Origin of the sequence: Paenibacillus senegalensis JC66, from assembly GCF_000285515.1 — a bacterium.
Lineage (GTDB): Bacteria > Bacillota > Bacilli > Paenibacillales > NBRC-103111 > Paenibacillus_L > Paenibacillus_L senegalensis.
Genome location: NZ_HE610961.1, coordinates 283,236 through 301,853 on the forward strand (window position 1 = coordinate 283,236; position 18,618 = coordinate 301,853).

Consider the following 18,618-nt stretch of genomic DNA (forward strand, 5'->3'; position numbering starts at 1 on the left):
AAGTGCGATCTAAAGCAAAATAGGGACGACAGCGAGCGTTAAAATTTTCATCCCCCCGATTTTGTTCAAATAAGGACTGCTGCGAGCGTTACAATCCGAAACGGATAGAAATGGGCACGAAATAGACAACTCGGCCCCTCCGGATTGTGCTGAAATCTCCTCGAAGATGCAACTCGTACTACTACTGCAAATATCTCCTTGAAGTCAGCAACTCCTGCCAATTTCGTTTCATTCCACAAAAATACTTTAAGCCCACAGTTCCTGCGAATTGAGGAATTGAAGAATTCGGGAATTGATGAATGGAGAAATTGGGCTATTCCTGCTTCTCTGCCGGCATTGTCATAATCATTCTAGTTCCTCGATGAAGCTCGCTTTCCACACTTAACCCGTACTCGTCCCCGAACACCATCTGGATACGGCGGTGCACGTTAATCACTCCAATTCCGCCTTGGCGATATGGAGCTTCCTCGCGGGCATAACTTTCGGCCTTTTCGTGATTCCGATGCGAACCGTGATCCTGCACTTGCCCTGGTTCTCGGCGCGGCTCTCGGCCCGGCATCGATTGCCGCTCATGTTCCTGCTCTGGCTGCCACTCTCGGCCTGGCTCCAGCCGCGGCTCTCGGCTCTGCTCCAGCCGCCTCTCTCGGCCCGGCTCCGGCCGCGACCCATGTTCCTGCACCGTCTCGGCCAGGCGGTTCATCTGCAGCTGCTCCTTTAGCTTCAGCAGCGTTTCAGGTCTCATCCCGGCTCCATTGTCTTCGACTATGACGTGCAGGCGGCCGTCATCCTCCCTTGCATCTATGCGAATGTAGTGATGCGGCTCAACGCCATCTTTAAAGGCATGCTGAAAAACATTTTCCACCAGCGGCTGCAGCGTCAGCCGAACCATCTTGCTCAGCAGCAGCTCAGGCGGAACCAGCACCTCCAACTCGAACTCCCGCTGTGCCCGATGGCGCAAAATAATCATGTAGTTGCGCACATGATTCAGCTCATTGGCAATCGTAATCTCTTCGAGATTGGTCTGTACCGAATAACGGAGCATGAATGCCAGCGCTTCGACCATTTCCGATATCTCATCCGAATCCTGGACAATAGCATAGCAATTGATTGTTTCCAGCGTGTTGAACATAAAATGCGGATTGATCTGCAGCTGCAGAGCTTGAAACTCCGCCTTTTGCCGCTCCAGCTGAATAGCCTGCAGCTTGAGCTGAGTGCGCTGGTTGCGAAGCTCGGTATTGTAAACCTGATTAATCATTTCCGCCAAGCGGCTGACCATCAGGTTGTAGCTATGGACCAGTCCGCCGATTTCATCCTGGCGGGATACGCCCTCAATTCTCGTCCAGTTTCCCTTTTCCGTCTGCCGCATTCCCTCCCGCAAATGTCGAATCGGGCGGACGATCGAATTACCGAAGCGAGTCGCCAGCACGAGAGCCACAATTAAAGTCACCATACCGACTGTAATCGTCGTGATCCGGATGTTGGCTATCGGAGCGCGCAGCTCAGAAACAGGCAGGGACACGCCCATATTCCATCCGGAATAATCGGACTTGCGGGAGACGACCATCATCTGTTCCTCCCCCTGTTTGGCGATAAAACGGTTTTCCCCATCGAATACGACCCGCTTCGGAATATCCGTCAGCAGCAGCTGGTTCACTGTTTCCCTAGAAGGCGAATAGACGAGGCTGCCTTCGCTATCGATAATAAAGAAGTAGCCCTGTTCACCAAGATCAACCTGGCTCCACAAGTCCGTCAGCTGCTGCTGATTAAATTCGATGGCCAGAATCCCCTTCACATCGTAGGAAGAATAGCCGCGAATTTTACGGACGACTGTGACCACTTTTCCCGCATCCTTTTCCAAAAAGCTGTCGTTCACAATCGCTATGCTTCCATTATCGGGAGTAAGCTCTACCAATTCCTGCAATCGCAGAGGCACATCGGAGCCGAGCATAGATACGCTCTGACTGCCATCGAAAACAGAGCGGCCATGGTAGCCCAAAATGTAAATCATATTGATCTGGGTCGGGTAAGTGATAAACGCCTTCTGGAACACTTCTTTGCGGATTTCATTCGTAAACCGGTAATATTCGTAGCTGTCCTCCGGGTCCATGTCGAGAAAGCGCTTGACAGTCCGCTGCGAAAGAATTGAATTGCTTAGCCGCTCAAAGTTTCTCATGTAATGATCGGTTTGCACGGAGGCGTTGTTGATTACCTGCGTCACATACTTTTCCACCTGCTCATCTATCGCCTTGGACGATTCCAGATAAGTGAAAAAACCGACCATCGATAGCGAGAACAGGATGACAACGAAAAAGTAAATAAACATTTGCCGAGCCAAGCTTTTGTTCATCAGCTCATCCCAAGCCGTTCCCGATATTCGGAAGGCGTGCAGCCCGTGTATTTTTTAAACGTTTTCGTAAAATGGGGGTGGTCGGCATACCCGACCTCGAACGAAATATCAGTAATTTTGTAATGCGGAATGGCCAGCAGCTTCTTCGATTTCTCCATTCTCCGCTTCGTCCGGTACTGGACAAACGTCTCATCGGTCATCTGCTTAAACAGCTGACTGAAATAGGAAGGATTGAGCCCCAGCTTATCGGCAACCTCTTCCAGCGTCAGCTCTCTGTTCAGATTGAGCTCGATGTAAGCCTTCGCTTCTTCAACCGGCTCCTTCGGGTTTCCTTTGCGCAGGGAGCGTATCCGCTGGATCAGACAATCCACTTCCTTGTTCATCCAATCCCAGCAGGAATCGACTTCCTTGTTCGTCCAATCCCGGCAAAGGTCATTTTCCTTACCCGCAGCTGGGCTTTCCTTCGCAGCTGCCGTATAGTAGCATGGAAGCTCGAACGTATAGACATCACGCCGGTTTAACTGCTTAATCAGCTTGTGCACCAATTCCCGGGCCAGTTCATGAAGCTGTCCGTGTTCCACCCCGATAGAATAGCTGTATTGCCGGATGGCGACAATAATCGCGTCTACACGTCCCGCGTCCAAATGCCAAACCGCGTCCTCCAAATTGTCAAGCCACTCCTCTAGGGCGGAAATCGGAATATAGGCCTGGTGCCGGGTATCCCCCTGACGCCCGGAGAGCGATATCGTTTGCCGTGCCCGTTCATTAGCGATCAGCTTCCGTACCGTTTCGTTTACCCCTGCTTTATTAACCGGCTTCAGCAAATACTCTTTTACGCCAAACGACATACATTTCTGTGCATAATGAAAATCGCCAAACCCGGAGATCACCACCATCTGAATATCTCTGTGCGTGTCAAACACCCACTGGCACAGCTGGAGCCCATCCATTTTAGGCATGCGAATATCGGTAAATAGAAAGTCGGGACGATGAGCAGCTATTTTTTCCATAGCCTCCAAACCGTTCGCCGCAGTATCCATCCGGGTGATGGCCGGGTCAACCTGGCCGATCAGCTTTTCCAGCCCTTTTTGGATGACAGGTTCATCGTCTACGATGAGTGCACGATACATCTTCCTTACCCCTTTCTCAGACACCGATTTTATTCAAGCCTGGAGGTTCGACAGTCCGCTCACGATTTAAGACTACGTCTCGGCATGGCCATAAAGGCAGTACCCGAGCGATCCAGCTCATGAACGGAATGATCTTCACATATGCAGCTGTATGGTGTAATCGCTATCGCCGGTAAGTACAGGGCGCCGTTTCGCCCCCTTTATTCATAGGTGTTTTCACCGCTGTTGTACCGGTTTGTTGCCTCTTCAATGACTTCATTGCCGCCTTTGGACAAATATTCCTCCAGTACAGCCTCGTAGTTATCAATCGGCTCTCTTCCGTAAACCATCCGCAGCACACGCTCCAATATTAACGGAGGAAGCTCATCGGATTTGGGATTGAGATCCGGGTATTTCACCAACGTTTCCAGACGTTCTCCAAATTCTATCCCCCTGCGGCCTTCATAGGCTAGCATATTGTCAAAAGCATCAATCATCGCCTGTCCGGGCTCACTCAGTCCCGAGACAAGCCGGTTATAGGTCGTGTCCTGAACCATCCACAGCCAATAATTCAAATACCGGAGACGGTCCTGGCCTTTGCTGTCCGTAGGTACCTCGAACACCGCCTCGCCTCCCACCACTTCGTAATCCTCTCCTTCAATTCCATAGCTGAAGAACAGTTCGGCCTCCTCGCTTACCATCCAATTGAAAAATTCAACGATGCCAGCCGCTTTATCCGCCGCATTCTTATTAATAAAGAAGCTGCGCGTTACCGGGCTATAATGGGCATAGCCCCCCTTGCCGTCCGGTCCTACCGGCGAAGGAATAAGCGCTATTTCCGCATCCGGGACATTTTCCTTCAATTGGGCTCCCCAGATCGGCAGCTCGTTGGCATTCATTGACCATATTCCGGCACGGCCGCTTGTAATGATGCTGCGGAAGTCAGTGCTTTCTATCGTGGCAAACTCCTTGCTGATCAGCCCTTCATCATGCATCGTTTTATAAACGCCAATAGCTGCTTTCATATTCTCCACATCGAAAAAGCTGGGCTTCACTTGTCCGTCCGGGAACAGCTTAAACTGGTTGCCATACCCGAGCACATCATACGCTCCGAAGAACGTATCGGCATATTTAAAATTTTGTCTTCCGGCAAAAGGATGCTCTACGCCAATTTCTTTAAAGGCCCTTAGCACATCAAGCGTTTCTTCAACGGTCTTCGGAACATCCATTCCTACCTGCTCCAGCAAGTCCATGCGAATCCAGGTCGCTCTCCGCGAAGGGTTTGAAAGCGTTTCCGGGATTGCGTAAATATTGCCGTCTTTATCCGTCACCCTTTCCCATGCAGCTTCCGGAATAAAGTCCAGCAAATCCTGCCCGTGCTCCTGCAGCAGGTCGTTCAAGGGCAAGAATACCCCGTTCTCGACAGCACCGGCCAGCTCCTGACCGCCCAAGCCTCCTCCTGCCTGGACAACATCCGGAATATCGTTGGTGGCAAACATCTGAATCATTTTTTCCTGGTATTCGTTATGGGGAATCAGCCGGATGTCCAGATCGACATTTCTCCGCTGCTCCAGCTCGAGCACATATTTATCTTTATTAATATCGGTATGATTTTCCACATAAGGCACATTCAAGGTTCGCATCGAAATTGAGAACTTGACGGGCTCGGAGGATTGTACTTTCCCAGCCTGACCGCCGTTCGTTCCCGGGCTTTCGGTATTCCCGCCGCTTCCCGAGCCGCCGCCACTGGTGCAGCCGGCCAGCACGGACAAACTTAATAAAATGGATAAGCCATAACCCGCGTATTTTTTCATTTTAACTACCCCTCTTTACAATAAAATTTAAATCCGGGTAAATCAAGATAGCGTTTTCATTATGACTTAATCGAGCCGATCATCATTCCTTTTACAAAATATTTTTGCAGGAAAGGATAGACGAGAATGATCGGAATGGTGGCGACTAGAATGACAGCCATCTGCACCCCTTGAATGGAATGGGAGGTCACCTCAAAAGCAAGGTTGCCGGAGTCCGCGAGATCGTCGGTAATGAGCAGCTCCCGCAGTTTCACCTGAAGCGGATACTTGGTGCGGTCGTTGATGTAATAGAGGGCGTCCATATATTTGTTCCAGTTCGTCACGGAATAGAAAATCCCGATCGTTGCCAAAGCCGGTTTGGACAAAGGCAGCATAATGTTCCAGATGACTCTCAGCTCACTGCAGCCATCCATCCGGGCGGAATCAATCAGCTCCGCAGGAATTTGCGCGAAGAAGGTCCGCAGGACGAATAAATTGAAGGCGCTGATCGCCGTAGGCAGCATTAATGCCCATAACGTGTTCACGAGCCCGATCTCTCTCATTAGAATAAATTGCGGAATTAAGGGGGCGCTAAATATCATCGTCAGCAGGACAAACAGCAGGACATAGCGCCGGCCGACATACTCCGGGCGTGACAGCGGATACGCTAGCGAAGAGGTCGCAACCAGGTTGATGAAGGTCCCCGCTACTGTAATGTATACCGAGATCGCAAAAGCCCGCCAGATTGATACATCTCCGAACACATATTCATAATAACCGAGTGTAAATTCTACTGGCCAAAACATTACCTCCCCGCGGTCTATCGCTCCGGAGCTGCTAAACGATTGAGCAATAACGTTAAGGAAAGGAAGCAGCATGGTCAGCGCAAGCAGGGTCAAAAACAAATAGTTGAACCAAATAAAGGTCTTACGGGACAAGCTATCGCGTCTTACCAATTCTCTCACCTCCTGTTAGTACAGCGATTCGCCCGTCGATTTCTTGCTGAGCGTATTGGCGATCACCAGCAGGAACAAGCCGACCAGTGATTTAAATAGTCCGATTGCCGTCGCATAGCTGTACTGCATTTGTCTTAACCCGGCCTTGTAAATGTAGGTGTCCAAAATCTCACTGTTGCGGATGTTCAGCGGATTCTGGAATACAAACACCCGTTCAAAGCCGTAGTCCAGGAAGTCTCCGATTTTCAGCAGGAACAGAATCGTAATGACCGGCAGCAGGGAAGGCAGGGTAATGCTTAAGGTTTGCTTCCATCGCCCGGCTCCGTCCATCTCGGCGGCTTCGTACAATTCCGGATTGATTCCCGCCAAAGCGGCCAGGTAAATAATCGTTCCCCATCCGACATCCCGCCACAGACCCGAGCCTACCAGCACGGAGCGGATATAGGATTCTTCCCCGAGGAAATAAATCGGTTCAATGCCAAACCAGCCGAGCATGACATTCACGATTCCCGAGGAGGGAGACAAGATCCCGGTAAAAATACCGCTCACAATCACCCAGGACAAAAAGTGCGGCGCATATACAATCGTCTGTACAATTTTTTTGTACAGGACGAGTCTGACTTCATTCAACAGCAGGGCAAGAATAATGGGGGCAGTAAAGGCAAATACGATGTCGTATATCCCGAGCAGAAAGGTGTTTTTGAGTATTCTCAGGAAATCATAGTGGGAGAACATCCATTTGAAATGATCAAGCCCAACCCACGGGCTTCCGCGGACTCCCGCGAACAAGTTATAATCCTGAAAGGCAATGACCGAGCCGAGCAGCGGCACGTATTTAAAGATGAGAAAATAGATAATACCGGGAATCGAGATAAAATAAAGCGCTTTATATTTCCACATGAAGCGAAGCGTGCTTCCCCGGCTCGTCACCGGCCGCCGGTCTTCCGGCTGAATTTGAGCGCCCACGGCAGATCACCTCTTGTTCTTCAGATTGGCTGGGGCGTGTTCGTCGATCGGCCGCTCGTTGAAGCGGATATGGATAAACTCGGGCTCCCTGTCAATAATCCGTGATAATTCCCTGGTGAAGACCTCGACGATTTCCTGCTTCTGCTCATCGCTTCTTCCCTCGTACATCTCAATCGTGATTTTCGGCATTTGGATAACCTCCTTTGCTTTTTTATTCCCTTTCCTGTCAATGTTTTGGTGCGTGCTCTTATAGTAAAGGGGTTCAAGCTGACATACAATGGAATGGTTTTGATTGCACTTGTGTTTTTTTAGGTCGCTATGCCGCTATTAATAAAAAATTAACCGATATATTTCTTCGTTCAGCAGGAATAAGCCGCGAAGCAGAGAATAACACCAGCATTACATCATTGAACTTACATCATTGGCAATTTCCTTTTCCATACAGCCTCCTTGAACTTCCTTCAGCAGGCTGCAGCACAAAAACGGCACCTAGAGCGACACTTAAAATGTCCATCCCGGATGCCGACTTATCAACAAGAAGAAAATTGCTTAGGAGGGATTGCTTTGTCCAGAAAAGAACACCCCGTTCACGTGGAGACGTCTGAAAAGTCATTAACCTCATCCGGTAATCCATCGTCCTCACAATCCCCATCTGCTGATTCAGCAGAACCGATTCGTTCTGGTGTTAGCTCAGGCTCTAGTTCAGGCTCTAGTTCAGGCTTTAGCCCAGGTTCTAGCCCAGGCTCCGGTTCAGTTCAGCACTCCCCCTCCCCGGGAACGGCAGGCATGTCCCGCAGGAAATTTCTCGCTTCCCTTGGGGCGGCAGGGGCAGCGGCAGCTTTAGGTGGAGGAATGTCCGTCCTTTCCGCACAACCCGTTACAGACGCAGTTTATGGGAGAGCCGGCAATATGGGCAATGGCAAAGAACACCCATTGGCCGGCAGAATAGCGGGCTTCAGCGATCCGCTTGTCGTAAACGTTAAAGATTTTGGGGCGCTTGGTGATGGAGCAACCGATGATACGGCCGCCGTGCAAACCGCCTTGGATCAAGGCATGCTGATGAATAACCCGGTAATAGTGCTGTTTCCTCCGGGCACTTATTATTGCGGCAGTCTGCAGGTGCACTCCCATACGACCTTGCAAGGGCTGGGCCAGGTGACGATCAAGCATAATCCAAGCACCGGCTATACCTCCCCATGGCCGCGCGCTATGCTGACCAATGACAATTTGCCGCCTTACGCCGAGCCTGATTCACCGGCCCGTACGGCAGTTGTTGGAGCTGCAGTGAATATTGAAGTGAACGGCATTACCTTTGACGGCAATCAAGCCCCGGTCTATATTCTGCAATTCATCTCCACAGACTACGTTCGTATCGTCAATTGTAAAGCAACCAACTCGCAGGGCGGTGTCGATCTTCGCGCAGTCCGCCACTCCTACATTAATATTGAATGCTCTCATATTGAAGAGGATGCCATTTCCCTAACCGATCAAAACTTCATGCCGGCTCTCCTTAATCAACGGGGGCTATCCGAATATATTCTGTTCGACCGCTGCATTGTCCGGGATTCCTGTACAGGCAACGGGATGGATGCGAGCAGCATGAACGCTTTTGAAGTGGACGATGGCCCCCGCTTCCTCACCTTCCGCAATTGCCAGGCTATTAATAACCGCGGCTGCGGTTTTATGATGCATGTCCATTCCACTGAATACGATCTATCCGATATTCAATTTATCCATTGCGCGGCCATTAACAATACACCGCTTCCTGGCGTAACTGATCGCTATGTCGCCGGCTTTGTCATTGGCCAATGCCCGGTAGGCAGTTACTTCGGCAGAATTACTTACGATCATTGCGTGTCGATTGGCAATGTTAACAGCGCCTTCGTCAATGCCCCCGGAGCCCAGGAGGGCTATAAATCCGATGTCACTTTCATCGGCGGTTATTGGGAAGCTACCTACAAGGGTACGCAAACCCGCAACCAGATTCATTCCTGCTTTTTCCTCACCAAACAATTCCGTAATGTTAAGCTCTCCGGACTTACTCTGGTTGGACCTACGGATGGCTACAACATTTATACTTATGGTGCTGCCGACGGATTAACCCTGGAAAACTGCACCCTTAAAGGAGCTTACGCCCCATTAAGATTAGGTCATACCGGCGGACAGCTATCGGTACAGCACTGTGATATCAGTTCCACGGCACCGGCCACTGCGCCTAGTACCGTGTTCGTCTACACTCTCTGTGATGACGTTAACTTCAGCCAAAACCGGGTTAAGCTGGATCAAAGCCTGTATACCTCGTCGATTATTCGGATTAATCAGAGCCAGTCTGCTGTCCTTAACGGCAATGTTATTCAGAACACCGGTCCTGTAGGCAGCCGCGGCGTTAATCTGGATACCGCAGGAGACGTTGCGATTACCGGTAATGTCATTAAGCATTTCCAGTTTGCCGTCGGCTTCAGCAATACATCCTCCTCCGTCGCGGTAACCGGCAATGCATTCAAGGGGTGCACAGCTAAATTCAGCGCCACACCGGCGTATCTTGTAGAGACCGCCAATACAATTTAATCAGCAAAACAAGCCCTCCGACAGCGAGACTCGTTCGCTATACGAAGGGCTTGTCCTTTATCCGTTTTGCGCATCATGATCTGAATTTCATTGAACCCTAGCGAAGCCAAAGCCAAAGAGCCGCCAGAATAATTACCCACAGCCCGGCTCCTATAATCAAGCCGTAAACGAGTCCCCTGCCGAAGGACAAGGGATTCTCCTTGTCTTCAGGCTCCCGATGATCGGTCATATCCAGCGCCTCCCCGCTTCTTAAACGACCTATTCCTTAATTATACGCGCTTAGCCATTTAAGATGAACCTTTCTTTCGGTATAATAACTAATAGACTTTTTTAAACCGCTTTGATCGCTATCCTATTTAATTGAAAGATCAGAGGATTTACAGGAAATGAAATGCTAAGCATGCTGACATGCTGAGATCACAATGAAAAAGGGGTTAGATTCCACAATGGAAACGCATGTGGCGGTCATCGGCACCGTATTTGTCGATTGTAAAGGATTTGCCAAGCAATCCTATTATCCCCTGTCCCGCAATCTGGGTCAGGTTCAATTCGTCCATGGCGGCGTCGGGCGGAATGTCGCGGAAACGCTGGCGCATCTCGGCGTTCCCGTATCGCTTGTCAGTACCTGCGACGCCAGCGGAATCGGCGATGAGGTCGTTCAGCGGCTGAAAGCAAACCAGGTCGGGATCACCCATTTGCGGCAGGTTGACAAAGACGGGATGGGCATGTGGCTTGTCATATTGGACGAGAAAGGCGAGCTGGCCGGGTCGATTTCACACATGCCGGATGTGGGACACCTAGCCAAGGTCATCGAAGAGAAAGGCGACGAAATCGTCTCTTCCTGCAGCCATCTCGCTCTGGAGCTGGACCTGAACGGAGAGATCTCGGAACAGGTTCTCGCTCTGGCGCACAAGCATAACAAGCCCGTATTCGGCATACCCGGCAATCTGGATGTGATCCTGTCCCATCCCCATCTGGTGCATCAGCTGGAGTGCTTCATCTGCAACCATCATGAAGCCGCCCGCATTTGGGACACCGACCTCTCATCCGCTTCCTCCGAAGAGATCCTGGCCCAAATGAAAGCCTTCGTCGATGCCAGTACGCTGCGCTCCATGGTGATCACGCTCGGGGAGAAAGGCTGCATCTACTATGATTCGAAGACAGATTCTTTCGGGCATCAGCCTGTATTTCCTGTCCGCATGGTAGACTCCACCGGAGCGGGCGACGCTTTCTTCTCCGGCACCGTATCCGCCTTGGTCCGCGGCTTCAAGCTGCCGGTCGCCGTGCTTTGCGGCACCAAAGTAGCCGGGTGGACGATCGAGTCGCCAGAGAGCACTTGTCCGGAGCTTAAGGAAAAAGTGCGGAGCGATGCGTTTTTTCAGGCGATGCGGGAGAAGTGAAGAGTAGAAGCAGAAAGGCACGCAAATGCATAACCCTCCCCTCCACCGGGATCTGTAAATCCGCAGTGAAGGGGAGGGTTATTTTTTAAGCGAATATCCTGATTAGCGGGGGTACGGACGGTTCTTTCTTCTGCTGTTCCTGCGAGGTCTTTGGCCGGCAGCGCTCCAGTAGGAGAAAAGAATCACGAACAGCAAGCCGATCGCGCCCCCGGTCAGATCCAGTATAACATCCTCCATCGCCCCGGTCCGGTTAGGCTGGCGAAGCTGATTCCATTCGTCCAGGACGGCAACGAGGCCCACCCCGGCCAAAGCGATTACCGCTTTCGGCACAAGGCTTAACCGATATGGCTTCAGCGCCACATAGGCCAAAGCCGCTACCATTGCATATATGAACAGATGCGCGCCTTTGCGAAACAGAAATTCAATGAAGCGGAAAGGCTCTGCCTTAGCCTCGATCGTCGAGGTGCGATAGTGCAGCGACCAATCGGGGAGAAGCTCTTTCAAGCTGTCTTCCGACAGCTGCTCTCTCAAATACGGCTGAATGCTCTGAACCTCGTACGGCTGGGATGACAGCACCAATACCAAACCCACCCACAGCAGCAGAGGTAGAAGATAAAGAAGTTTTCGTTTGATAGCTCTGGTCCTCCATTTTGATAGACTTGTATAGTCTATTGTATCCCGGGGGACACCGTTTTAGACTTTGAATGCAGGATGCAACAACCGTTAGCTCTTATTATAGTAGTCGACATACCAATCGGCAAACTTCTGCAAGCCTTCATCTATCGGAGTTTGCGGCTTAAAGCCTACCGCTTCCTGCAGCAAATCGGTAGAAGCATAAGTCGCCGGAACGTCTCCAGGCTTAATGGGTTCAAATTTTTTCTCAAACCGTACTTCTTTGCCAAGCGCATGACCAAGAGCTTTTTCCAACGCTTCAATAAATGTCATTAATTTCTCCGGACGGTTGTTTCCGATGTTAAATACCCTGTGAGGAACGATAGTCTCCGGAGGAGTCCCGATCAGCCGTACGATGCCCTCCACAATATCATCGATATACGTGAAGTCGCGGTAAAGATCATTTTCAAAATCTCCGTTGTTAAAAATGCTAATGGGCTTCCCCGCAAAATAACGGTCAGTAAACCCGAAATAAGCCATATCCGGGCGGCCCATAGGCCCATAAACTGTAAAGAAACGCAGGCCTGTAGCCGGAATTTGGTATAGGTGGCTGTAGGTATGAGCCATTAATTCATTCGATTTCTTCGTTGAAGCATACAAAGAGACAGGATGGTCGACGAAGTCGCTTTCTTCAAAGGGGACTTTCTTGTTCGCACCATAAACCGAACTGGAAGAGGCATAAATGAGATGATCCACCGGATGATAGCGGCAGGCTTCCAGGATATTGAAGAAGCCTACAATATTGCTTTGAATGTAGGCACCGGGGTTCTCCAGGGAATATCTCACTCCCGCTTGCGCGGCTAGATTGACCACCACCTTGGGCTTGTACTCTGCAAAAAGTCCATCGACCGCGGCCTTGTCGGAAATATCCCCTTTAATAAAAACAAACCTCTCGTAAGAGGTCAATTGAGTCAAGCGGGCTTGTTTAAGTTTAACGTCATAATAATCATTCAGATTATCTACACCGACGACGGTGCAGCCCTCATCAAGCAGCCTTCTGGCTAAGGCATGCCCGATAAAGCCTGCGGCACCCGTGATCAGGCAGACTTGATTAGGAGCCAATAGAGTGGATTTCACTGTTATCCGCCTCCTTCACTCCTTCTCGGCTGGCCGGTTCCCTGCCAATCGAATGATACTCGACGCCCGCTTCTTTCATTTCTGCAACGCGGTACAGGTTTCTGCCGTCATAGACGAGCGGCGTCCTCATCCACTGCTTATAAGCTTGTGGAGTAACTGCCTTGATCTCTCCCCACTCGGTAAAGATAAAGCAGACGTTGGCTTCTGCCAGCGCTTCCTGAACGGTGCTGGCATAGGTTATACTGCCTTTACCGCACTTGCCTTGCGGGTAGACCTTGGCAAAGTTGGCCATGCCAACGGGATCGTAAGCATAAATATCCGCCCCCTGCTCCAACAGCAAAGGCACATTAGCGAGTGAAGCAGCTTCCCTTAAATCGTCCGTTCCGGGCTTGAACGTCAACCCGAGTATGGCTACCTTAAGTCCATTAAAAGTGATGAGCCGTTTTCTCGCCTTGTGGTACAGCTTCGTCTTCTGCTCCTGGTTTACCTCAATGGCTGCCTTGACGGTCTTTAGCTCGTAGCCGTGCTGTCTGGCCAGATACTCCAGTGCCTTCGTATCTTTAGGGAAGCAGGAACCGCCATAGCCTATTCCCGCATTCAAGAACTTGCTGCCAATCCGCTCATCGTAGCTCATCCCTTTGGCGACATCCTGCACATCGGCACCGACCAGTTCACAAAGGTTGGCGATGTCATTCATGTAGGAGATTTTCAGAGCGAGGAAATCATTGGCAGCATACTTAATCATCTCTGCAGATCTGCGACTAACTGAGACCATCGGCAAGTGGAAAGGCTCGTACAGCCTCATCAACATGTCCTCAGCCCATTGACTTTCCGTACCAATGACAACCCTCTCCGCATAGAAGGTGTCATGCACGGCAGAACCCTGCGCCAAGAACTCCGGATTCGAGGCAACCTCCACTCTAACATCATGGATCAGGAAGTCTTGAATGAACTGCTCCACCTTATCATTCGTCCCTACAGGAACGGTAGATTTCACCACTACGAGACAATCCTTCTCTACCGATTCCGCAATCTGTCTGGCCACAGTCGCGATATGCGAGAGATTAGCTGAGCCATCAGGCTCCTCCGGTGTTCCCACACCTATAAAGATAGCATCCGCATGCTTGTAAGCCGCTTGATAGTCAGTCGTAAAATCGAGCCTGCCCGCCGCATAATTTTTCTGCATCAACTCTTGCAAGCCAGCCTCATAGATAGGGGAAATCCCGGACTTCATTAGGTTTACCTTGTGCTCATCTATATCTACACAAGTCACTTGATGGCCGACTTCAGCAAAGCAAACTCCCGCCACCAAGCCGACATAGCCTGTTCCCGCAACAGCTATTTTATACATGGTTTTCCTCCTTGTTTTAACTTGGTGGTATTTTATGGAAACAGATTATAATTCGCCAATCTAATAAGGTATTGCCCATACTCATTTTTCTTAAGTGGTTCAGCTAATTCTAACAACTGGTCTCTGTTTATATAGCCTTTTCTAAATGCGATTTCTTCTAAACAAGCTACTTTTAGACTCTGACGGTTTTCAACTGTTTCAATATATTTCGATGCATCAAGCAAAGACTCATGTGTACCGGTATCTAGCCAGGCAAAACCACGGCCTAATAACTCAACATAAAGGTTCCCTGATTCCAAATAGGCCTTGTTTACATCTGTTATTTCTAACTCACCTCGAACAGAAGGCTTTATCTTTTTAGAGATATCCACCACCTCATTATCATAAAAATAAAGTCCTGTAACAGCATATGTGGACTTGGGTTTATCGGGTTTTTCTTCTATTGATATTGCCTTTCCATTGTCATTAAACTCTACTACTCCAAACCTCTCAGGGTCTTTCACATTATACCCGAAAATTGTCGCACCCCTTTTTCTTGACGCCACGTTTTCCAACAATTTAGTAAAACCATGTCCATAAAAGATGTTATCTCCTAGTATTAATGCAACATTATCCTCGCCAATAAATTCTTCTCCAATTAAAAAAGCCTGAGCTAAACCGTCAGGCGACTTTTGTACCAAATATGATAGATTAATTCCAATGTTATTTCCATTGCCCAAAAGTTGTTTGAATCTTGGCGTATCCTGGGGAGTTGATATTATTAATATGTCTCTAATACCAGCAAGCATTAAAACGGACAAAGGATAGTAAATCATCGGCTTGTCGTATATTGGAAGAAGTTGTTTGGAAATGGTTTTTGTAAGAGGGTATAATCGCGTCCCATTTCCACCGGCTAAAACAATACCTTTCATAGTTGTGATTACCCCCTATTTATTAAAGTTAGGGTGTGCCTTATACTACAAACATCTGTTTTACATTTGTGAGTGCACTTTTAATATTTTCTTTTTTAATTATTAAGTAGATACTATAAGCTATAATGTACACCACTAAGGTGATCCATGAATCAATAAACCAGGCTGAGATCATAAGAACTAATGTAATAGACAACTCTAACAGTATGTCTTTAACTACCGAGATCCTTAAATGTTTCGATAAATAAATTTCAGCAAAAATACATCTGAATGCTAAAAGCAATATTATTGAAAACACTGCAAGGTCGAGACTTTTAAGTATCACTGTTGATAAAAAGGTAACACTAACGGCTAGGACTAGAGCAGTTAGATTAATTCTCAACATTAATTTTTCTTTTCGAAGTGACTTTAAATACGTATTAATTAATAATGCTATCTTTCCTTCATAGATACAAATTGGAAATAGCAAGGCTAAATATATTAAGGCATCCGAAAACTCCGGCAGCCATGTTGCTAATGATATTTTCAGCGGATAGTACACAATGAGCATCCCTAGTAGCAATACCATTAGAATGTCTCTAATTGTTAGGTATATAGTTGGCAGTTTTTCAGGATTACTCCTTCTCAAAACTGGAAACATAATAATCCCTACAGCATTAATAAACACCATTAAGAGATTAGATAAACTTAATGCAAGTGAAACTTTACCAAATGTAGCAACTTCCCATGACCGTTCTATTCCAAATCTCACCGTTCCTATTATGAGTAAGCTTGCAACATTTGCAAACATTAATTGTATACCAACTCTAATATTGAGAAACATCTCTTGAAAACCAATACGAAATTTTAATTTATTACCGAAAATCAAATCTTTACAAAAATATAATGCGCAGCCTAAGGAAATTGCCTTGCTTACTAAGTCAGCAACTATTAATAACTTAAACTCTCTAGCCCCCATATATAAGAGAGAAACCATAAATAATAGTGCAGGTAATTTCTCTAGCATTGTAATTTGTGCATATTCTTTAATTCTATTAGTTGCCTGTAAGATAAAAAGCAGCATATTCCTTACATTAATAACTAATAAACAGACTGCTACCATTTGTATTATAAAAATTCTGTTATCATCTAGTAAAAATATTATGGTTACTATAGAGATAAGCGAAAAAATTACAAGTTGTGTTGTAAGTAACATATAAAATTGCGAAAAAAATACTTTTTTATTTAATTCTTCATACTTCTGTCCACCATATCTTAGATAAATACCATCATTCCACCCAAAGTGCAAAAGCCCTACGTATGAAGAGTAAAAGATATAGAGCTGCCAAAACCCATATTCCTCCACACCAATTAACTTCGGTACAAGTAGAACTGCTATAAAGGCAGCAATGAGTGTAACTAGATTAGATGTTGCTGCATACGAGAAATTTTTGACAAAACTAAGTGCCTTGCTGTTCATAATCCATCATTACGCTCTCCATTTTCTTTCCCCTTTTCTATAAAACAGTTTTTTTCAAGACAAGATAGTACGCTTGATTAACTTAACGTTATCGACGTATGAACATCAACCACCGCCGACCTTCCCTAATCCATCTTTTGACCAAAGTCTGTTTTGTGTCTGTTTTAAAAAAACAATAGCATTTCTTCGGTAGTTACTATCTTTAAAACATCTAGATATATATAGTGCTACTCTGAATAAATAAATTGGAAGAATGTGGACGGACTTTAATTTTAAATAACTTTTACAATAATATATTTCGCTGTTTACTAAATGTATAAGACTAAAAGCGCCAATATACTTCGAACTTACGGCATGATAATGCGTTACTACAGAATCCGGAACATAGTATGTTTTAAAGCCTGTTTTTTCAGCTCTTATGCCAATAATCACTTCTTCTTCATATAAAAAAGTATTTTCATCAAGTGGTGTTATAAGCTTTGCGATTTTTTTGCTCATCATAAAACAACAACCAGATAATGCATAAACCTCAATAGGTTCATCAAACGATTTATCAAGCCCATAATAATTCCTATATATTCCTTTATAGTTAAACGCTCGTAGTTTGGTTCGAGCAAATAACTTTTCTCTAATTCCTGTTTTAGAGAACATTCTAGATTTAATTTCAACCCCCCCTGCTTTATTTAATATCTTAGGTCCAACGATCCCAACGTTTTCATGGCTACCTATAAATTTGTGCATTTCCTCAATACTATTTGGGTGGAAAATAATATCACTGTTGGAGATCAATATATATTCGCAATCGTCTTTAATTGCTTGTTTTATACCAATATTATTGCCTGCAGAATAACCTGAATTTTTATCGTTTTTTATTATTCTAATATTGCTGTATGAGGCAAACTCCTTGGTCAATTTATTATACGATCCATTTTTCGAGTCATTATCAATGATATAAATTCTATAAGGACCGCTATAAGTTTCCATAATCGATCTAGTGCATTTGATAGTCTCCTTGTACGCTATGTAATTTAGAATTATTATTCCTACCATAAAACTCCTCCAAAATAAATCATTGCAATTTAGAAAGTTTTTTTACTACACTTAAAAAAGCCACATATACAACTAAAAAGAATTCAATAAACGCAGTATACATAACTGGCTCCATGAAAGAAGTAATTCCTAACGCCGCAACGCCATAAAAGTATTTCTTTAATCGAAATCCTTCAAATGAAACATTTTTAAAATCTTTTAAAACAATAAAATAATATAATATATAGACCAAAGCCCCTATAATTCCTGCACTATAAATTAATTTCAAAATTATATTATGTATAAGCAAACCATCTAGAATGTTTGTTTCCGTACCCATCCCGTTTCCAAAAAAGAACCTCACTACCCCATTATTATAAATAATATGATATATATGACTGTACTGTGTTAACCTCGCCAGAATATTTACTTGTTCGGTACTAAACCTCTCAAAAAGTAATGTTAAGAATACTGAGTTTTTATTTATTACAATAGTTACTAGAACCAAAACTCCAATAATGAGAGTAGCACCTAGATTAATTTTCAACTTTTTCATAGATGATATTATATGTATACAAATAATAAATACGAGTGCTACTATTGCAGATCTCGAATTTAGAATTAATAATGATACTATAGCCAGAGAGAAAAGTACTACGTATGCTAACCTTCGTGTACTTAGTACATCTATAAAAAAAACAACTGAAAAAAACAAAACTATCTGTGCTACATAATTGCTGTTACCAAATGGCAAAGAAAAATAGGATTTATACATATAAATTGAAGATGCTGAAAACAAATTATTATCTACCACAATAATTATTATATTTATGAATATTAAGAGGAATAAGGACACATTGAAGACATTCATAAACTTAAAGATCTTTTCACTACTTAATTCTTCCAAATAACTCGTTACTGAATAATACATCATTAGCACAAACATAAAAACTTTAATCCCTTCAAGTGCTCTAACAAAG

General features: G+C 46.2%; 16 protein-coding genes. 2 read left to right on the top strand and 14 right to left on the bottom strand.

Annotated features, from left to right (window positions below; all coding sequences use genetic code 11):
* Positions 1-313: 313 nt before the first annotated feature.
* The 6 genes from PSHG_RS19875 to PSHG_RS19900 form a co-directional block, all read right to left on the bottom strand.
* Positions 314-2,347 carry a sensor histidine kinase gene (locus tag PSHG_RS19875; RefSeq protein ID WP_010276783.1) on the bottom strand — a complete coding sequence of 678 codons (2,034 nt, stop codon included), beginning with the start codon at positions 2,345-2,347 and terminating at the stop codon, positions 314-316.
* Entirely contained in the window at positions 2,347-3,477 is a 1,131-nt protein-coding gene (locus PSHG_RS19880) for a response regulator (RefSeq protein WP_010276786.1), read from the bottom strand. The genes PSHG_RS19875 and PSHG_RS19880 overlap by 1 nt, the downstream gene beginning before the upstream one ends.
* 200 nt (positions 3,478-3,677) lie before the next feature.
* On the bottom strand, positions 3,678-5,270 hold the full coding sequence (locus tag PSHG_RS19885) for an extracellular solute-binding protein (RefSeq protein WP_010276788.1): 1,593 nt from the start codon (positions 5,268-5,270) through the stop codon (positions 3,678-3,680).
* A gap of 59 nt (positions 5,271-5,329) precedes the next feature.
* Complete coding sequence (locus PSHG_RS19890; protein ID WP_010276790.1) at positions 5,330-6,205, bottom strand: carbohydrate ABC transporter permease; 876 nt, start codon at positions 6,203-6,205, stop codon at positions 5,330-5,332.
* 15 nt (positions 6,206-6,220) lie between these two features.
* Entirely contained in the window at positions 6,221-7,171 is a 951-nt protein-coding gene (locus PSHG_RS19895; protein WP_010276793.1) for an ABC transporter permease, read from the bottom strand.
* A gap of 6 nt (positions 7,172-7,177) precedes the next feature.
* Positions 7,178-7,360 (bottom strand): tautomerase family protein, encoded by a 183-nt coding sequence (locus PSHG_RS19900; protein ID WP_010276799.1) that lies wholly within the window; start codon positions 7,358-7,360, stop codon positions 7,178-7,180.
* A 375-nt stretch (positions 7,361-7,735) separates the two neighbouring features.
* Here PSHG_RS19900 and PSHG_RS19905 point away from each other — a divergent pair, with 375 nt between their 5' ends.
* The gene (locus PSHG_RS19905; RefSeq protein ID WP_162137297.1) at positions 7,736-9,739 is read left to right on the top strand and encodes a glycosyl hydrolase family 28-related protein; all 2,004 of its coding nucleotides are present in this window, start codon (positions 7,736-7,738) and stop codon (positions 9,737-9,739) included.
* 97 nt (positions 9,740-9,836) lie between these two features.
* On the opposite strand, the gene PSHG_RS31765 is transcribed toward PSHG_RS19905, so the two are convergent.
* The gene (locus tag PSHG_RS31765; protein ID WP_262362383.1) at positions 9,837-9,968 is read right to left on the bottom strand and encodes a hypothetical protein; all 132 of its coding nucleotides are present in this window, start codon (positions 9,966-9,968) and stop codon (positions 9,837-9,839) included.
* A gap of 217 nt (positions 9,969-10,185) precedes the next feature.
* Here PSHG_RS31765 and PSHG_RS28400 point away from each other — a divergent pair, with 217 nt between their 5' ends.
* Positions 10,186-11,139: a carbohydrate kinase family protein gene (locus tag PSHG_RS28400; protein WP_010276804.1), complete on the top strand. Its 954-nt coding sequence runs from the start codon at positions 10,186-10,188 to the stop codon at positions 11,137-11,139.
* Between the two features lie 102 nt (positions 11,140-11,241).
* Here PSHG_RS28400 and PSHG_RS28405 read toward each other — a convergent pair whose 3' ends face one another.
* The 7 genes from PSHG_RS28405 to PSHG_RS30740 form a co-directional block, all read right to left on the bottom strand.
* A complete protein-coding gene (locus PSHG_RS28405; RefSeq protein WP_081505207.1) occupies positions 11,242-11,811 on the bottom strand; it encodes a VanZ family protein in 570 nt (189 codons plus the stop codon).
* 51 nt (positions 11,812-11,862) lie between these two features.
* Entirely contained in the window at positions 11,863-12,888 is a 1,026-nt protein-coding gene (locus PSHG_RS19925; RefSeq protein WP_010276809.1) for an SDR family NAD(P)-dependent oxidoreductase, read from the bottom strand.
* A complete protein-coding gene (locus tag PSHG_RS19930) occupies positions 12,863-14,239 on the bottom strand; it encodes a UDP-glucose dehydrogenase family protein (protein ID WP_010276811.1) in 1,377 nt (458 codons plus the stop codon). The genes PSHG_RS19925 and PSHG_RS19930 overlap by 26 nt, the downstream gene beginning before the upstream one ends.
* A gap of 32 nt (positions 14,240-14,271) precedes the next feature.
* On the bottom strand, positions 14,272-15,150 hold the full coding sequence (gene rfbA, locus PSHG_RS19935; RefSeq protein ID WP_010276814.1) for a glucose-1-phosphate thymidylyltransferase RfbA: 879 nt from the start codon (positions 15,148-15,150) through the stop codon (positions 14,272-14,274).
* 40 nt (positions 15,151-15,190) lie between these two features.
* On the bottom strand, positions 15,191-16,609 hold the full coding sequence (locus PSHG_RS19940; protein ID WP_010276815.1) for an MATE family efflux transporter: 1,419 nt from the start codon (positions 16,607-16,609) through the stop codon (positions 15,191-15,193).
* A 105-nt stretch (positions 16,610-16,714) separates the two neighbouring features.
* Positions 16,715-17,659, bottom strand: a complete 945-nt coding sequence (locus PSHG_RS28410) for a glycosyltransferase family 2 protein (protein WP_010276818.1) — start codon at positions 17,657-17,659, stop codon at positions 16,715-16,717.
* A gap of 19 nt (positions 17,660-17,678) precedes the next feature.
* Positions 17,679-18,194 carry a hypothetical protein gene (locus tag PSHG_RS30740; protein ID WP_148497792.1) on the bottom strand — a complete coding sequence of 172 codons (516 nt, stop codon included), beginning with the start codon at positions 18,192-18,194 and terminating at the stop codon, positions 17,679-17,681.
* Positions 18,195-18,618 lie beyond the last annotated feature (424 nt).

Bases quoted from the DNA above. Each gene is read 5' to 3' on its own strand.
- PSHG_RS19875 (WP_010276783.1), bottom strand. From the start codon at position 2,347: ATGAACAAAAGCTTGGCTCGGCAAATGTTTATTTACTTTTTCGTTGTC.
- PSHG_RS19880 (WP_010276786.1), bottom strand. From the start codon at position 3,477: ATGTATCGTGCACTCATCGTAGACGATGAACCTGTCATCCAAAAAGGG.
- PSHG_RS19885 (WP_010276788.1), bottom strand. From the start codon at position 5,270: ATGAAAAAATACGCGGGTTATGGCTTATCCATTTTATTAAGTTTGTCC.
- PSHG_RS19900 (WP_010276799.1), bottom strand. From the start codon at position 7,360: ATGCCGAAAATCACGATTGAGATGTACGAGGGAAGAAGCGATGAGCAG.
- PSHG_RS31765 (WP_262362383.1), bottom strand. From the start codon at position 9,968: ATGACCGATCATCGGGAGCCTGAAGACAAGGAGAATCCCTTGTCCTTC.
- PSHG_RS28400 (WP_010276804.1), top strand. From the start codon at position 10,186: ATGGAAACGCATGTGGCGGTCATCGGCACCGTATTTGTCGATTGTAAA.
- PSHG_RS19930 (WP_010276811.1), bottom strand. From the start codon at position 14,239: ATGTATAAAATAGCTGTTGCGGGAACAGGCTATGTCGGCTTGGTGGCG.
- rfbA (WP_010276814.1), bottom strand. From the start codon at position 15,150: ATGAAAGGTATTGTTTTAGCCGGTGGAAATGGGACGCGATTATACCCT.
- PSHG_RS19940 (WP_010276815.1), bottom strand. From the start codon at position 16,609: ATGAACAGCAAGGCACTTAGTTTTGTCAAAAATTTCTCGTATGCAGCA.
- PSHG_RS28410 (WP_010276818.1), bottom strand. From the start codon at position 17,659: ATGGTAGGAATAATAATTCTAAATTACATAGCGTACAAGGAGACTATC.
- PSHG_RS30740 (WP_148497792.1), bottom strand. From the start codon at position 18,194: ATGAAAAAGTTGAAAATTAATCTAGGTGCTACTCTCATTATTGGAGTT.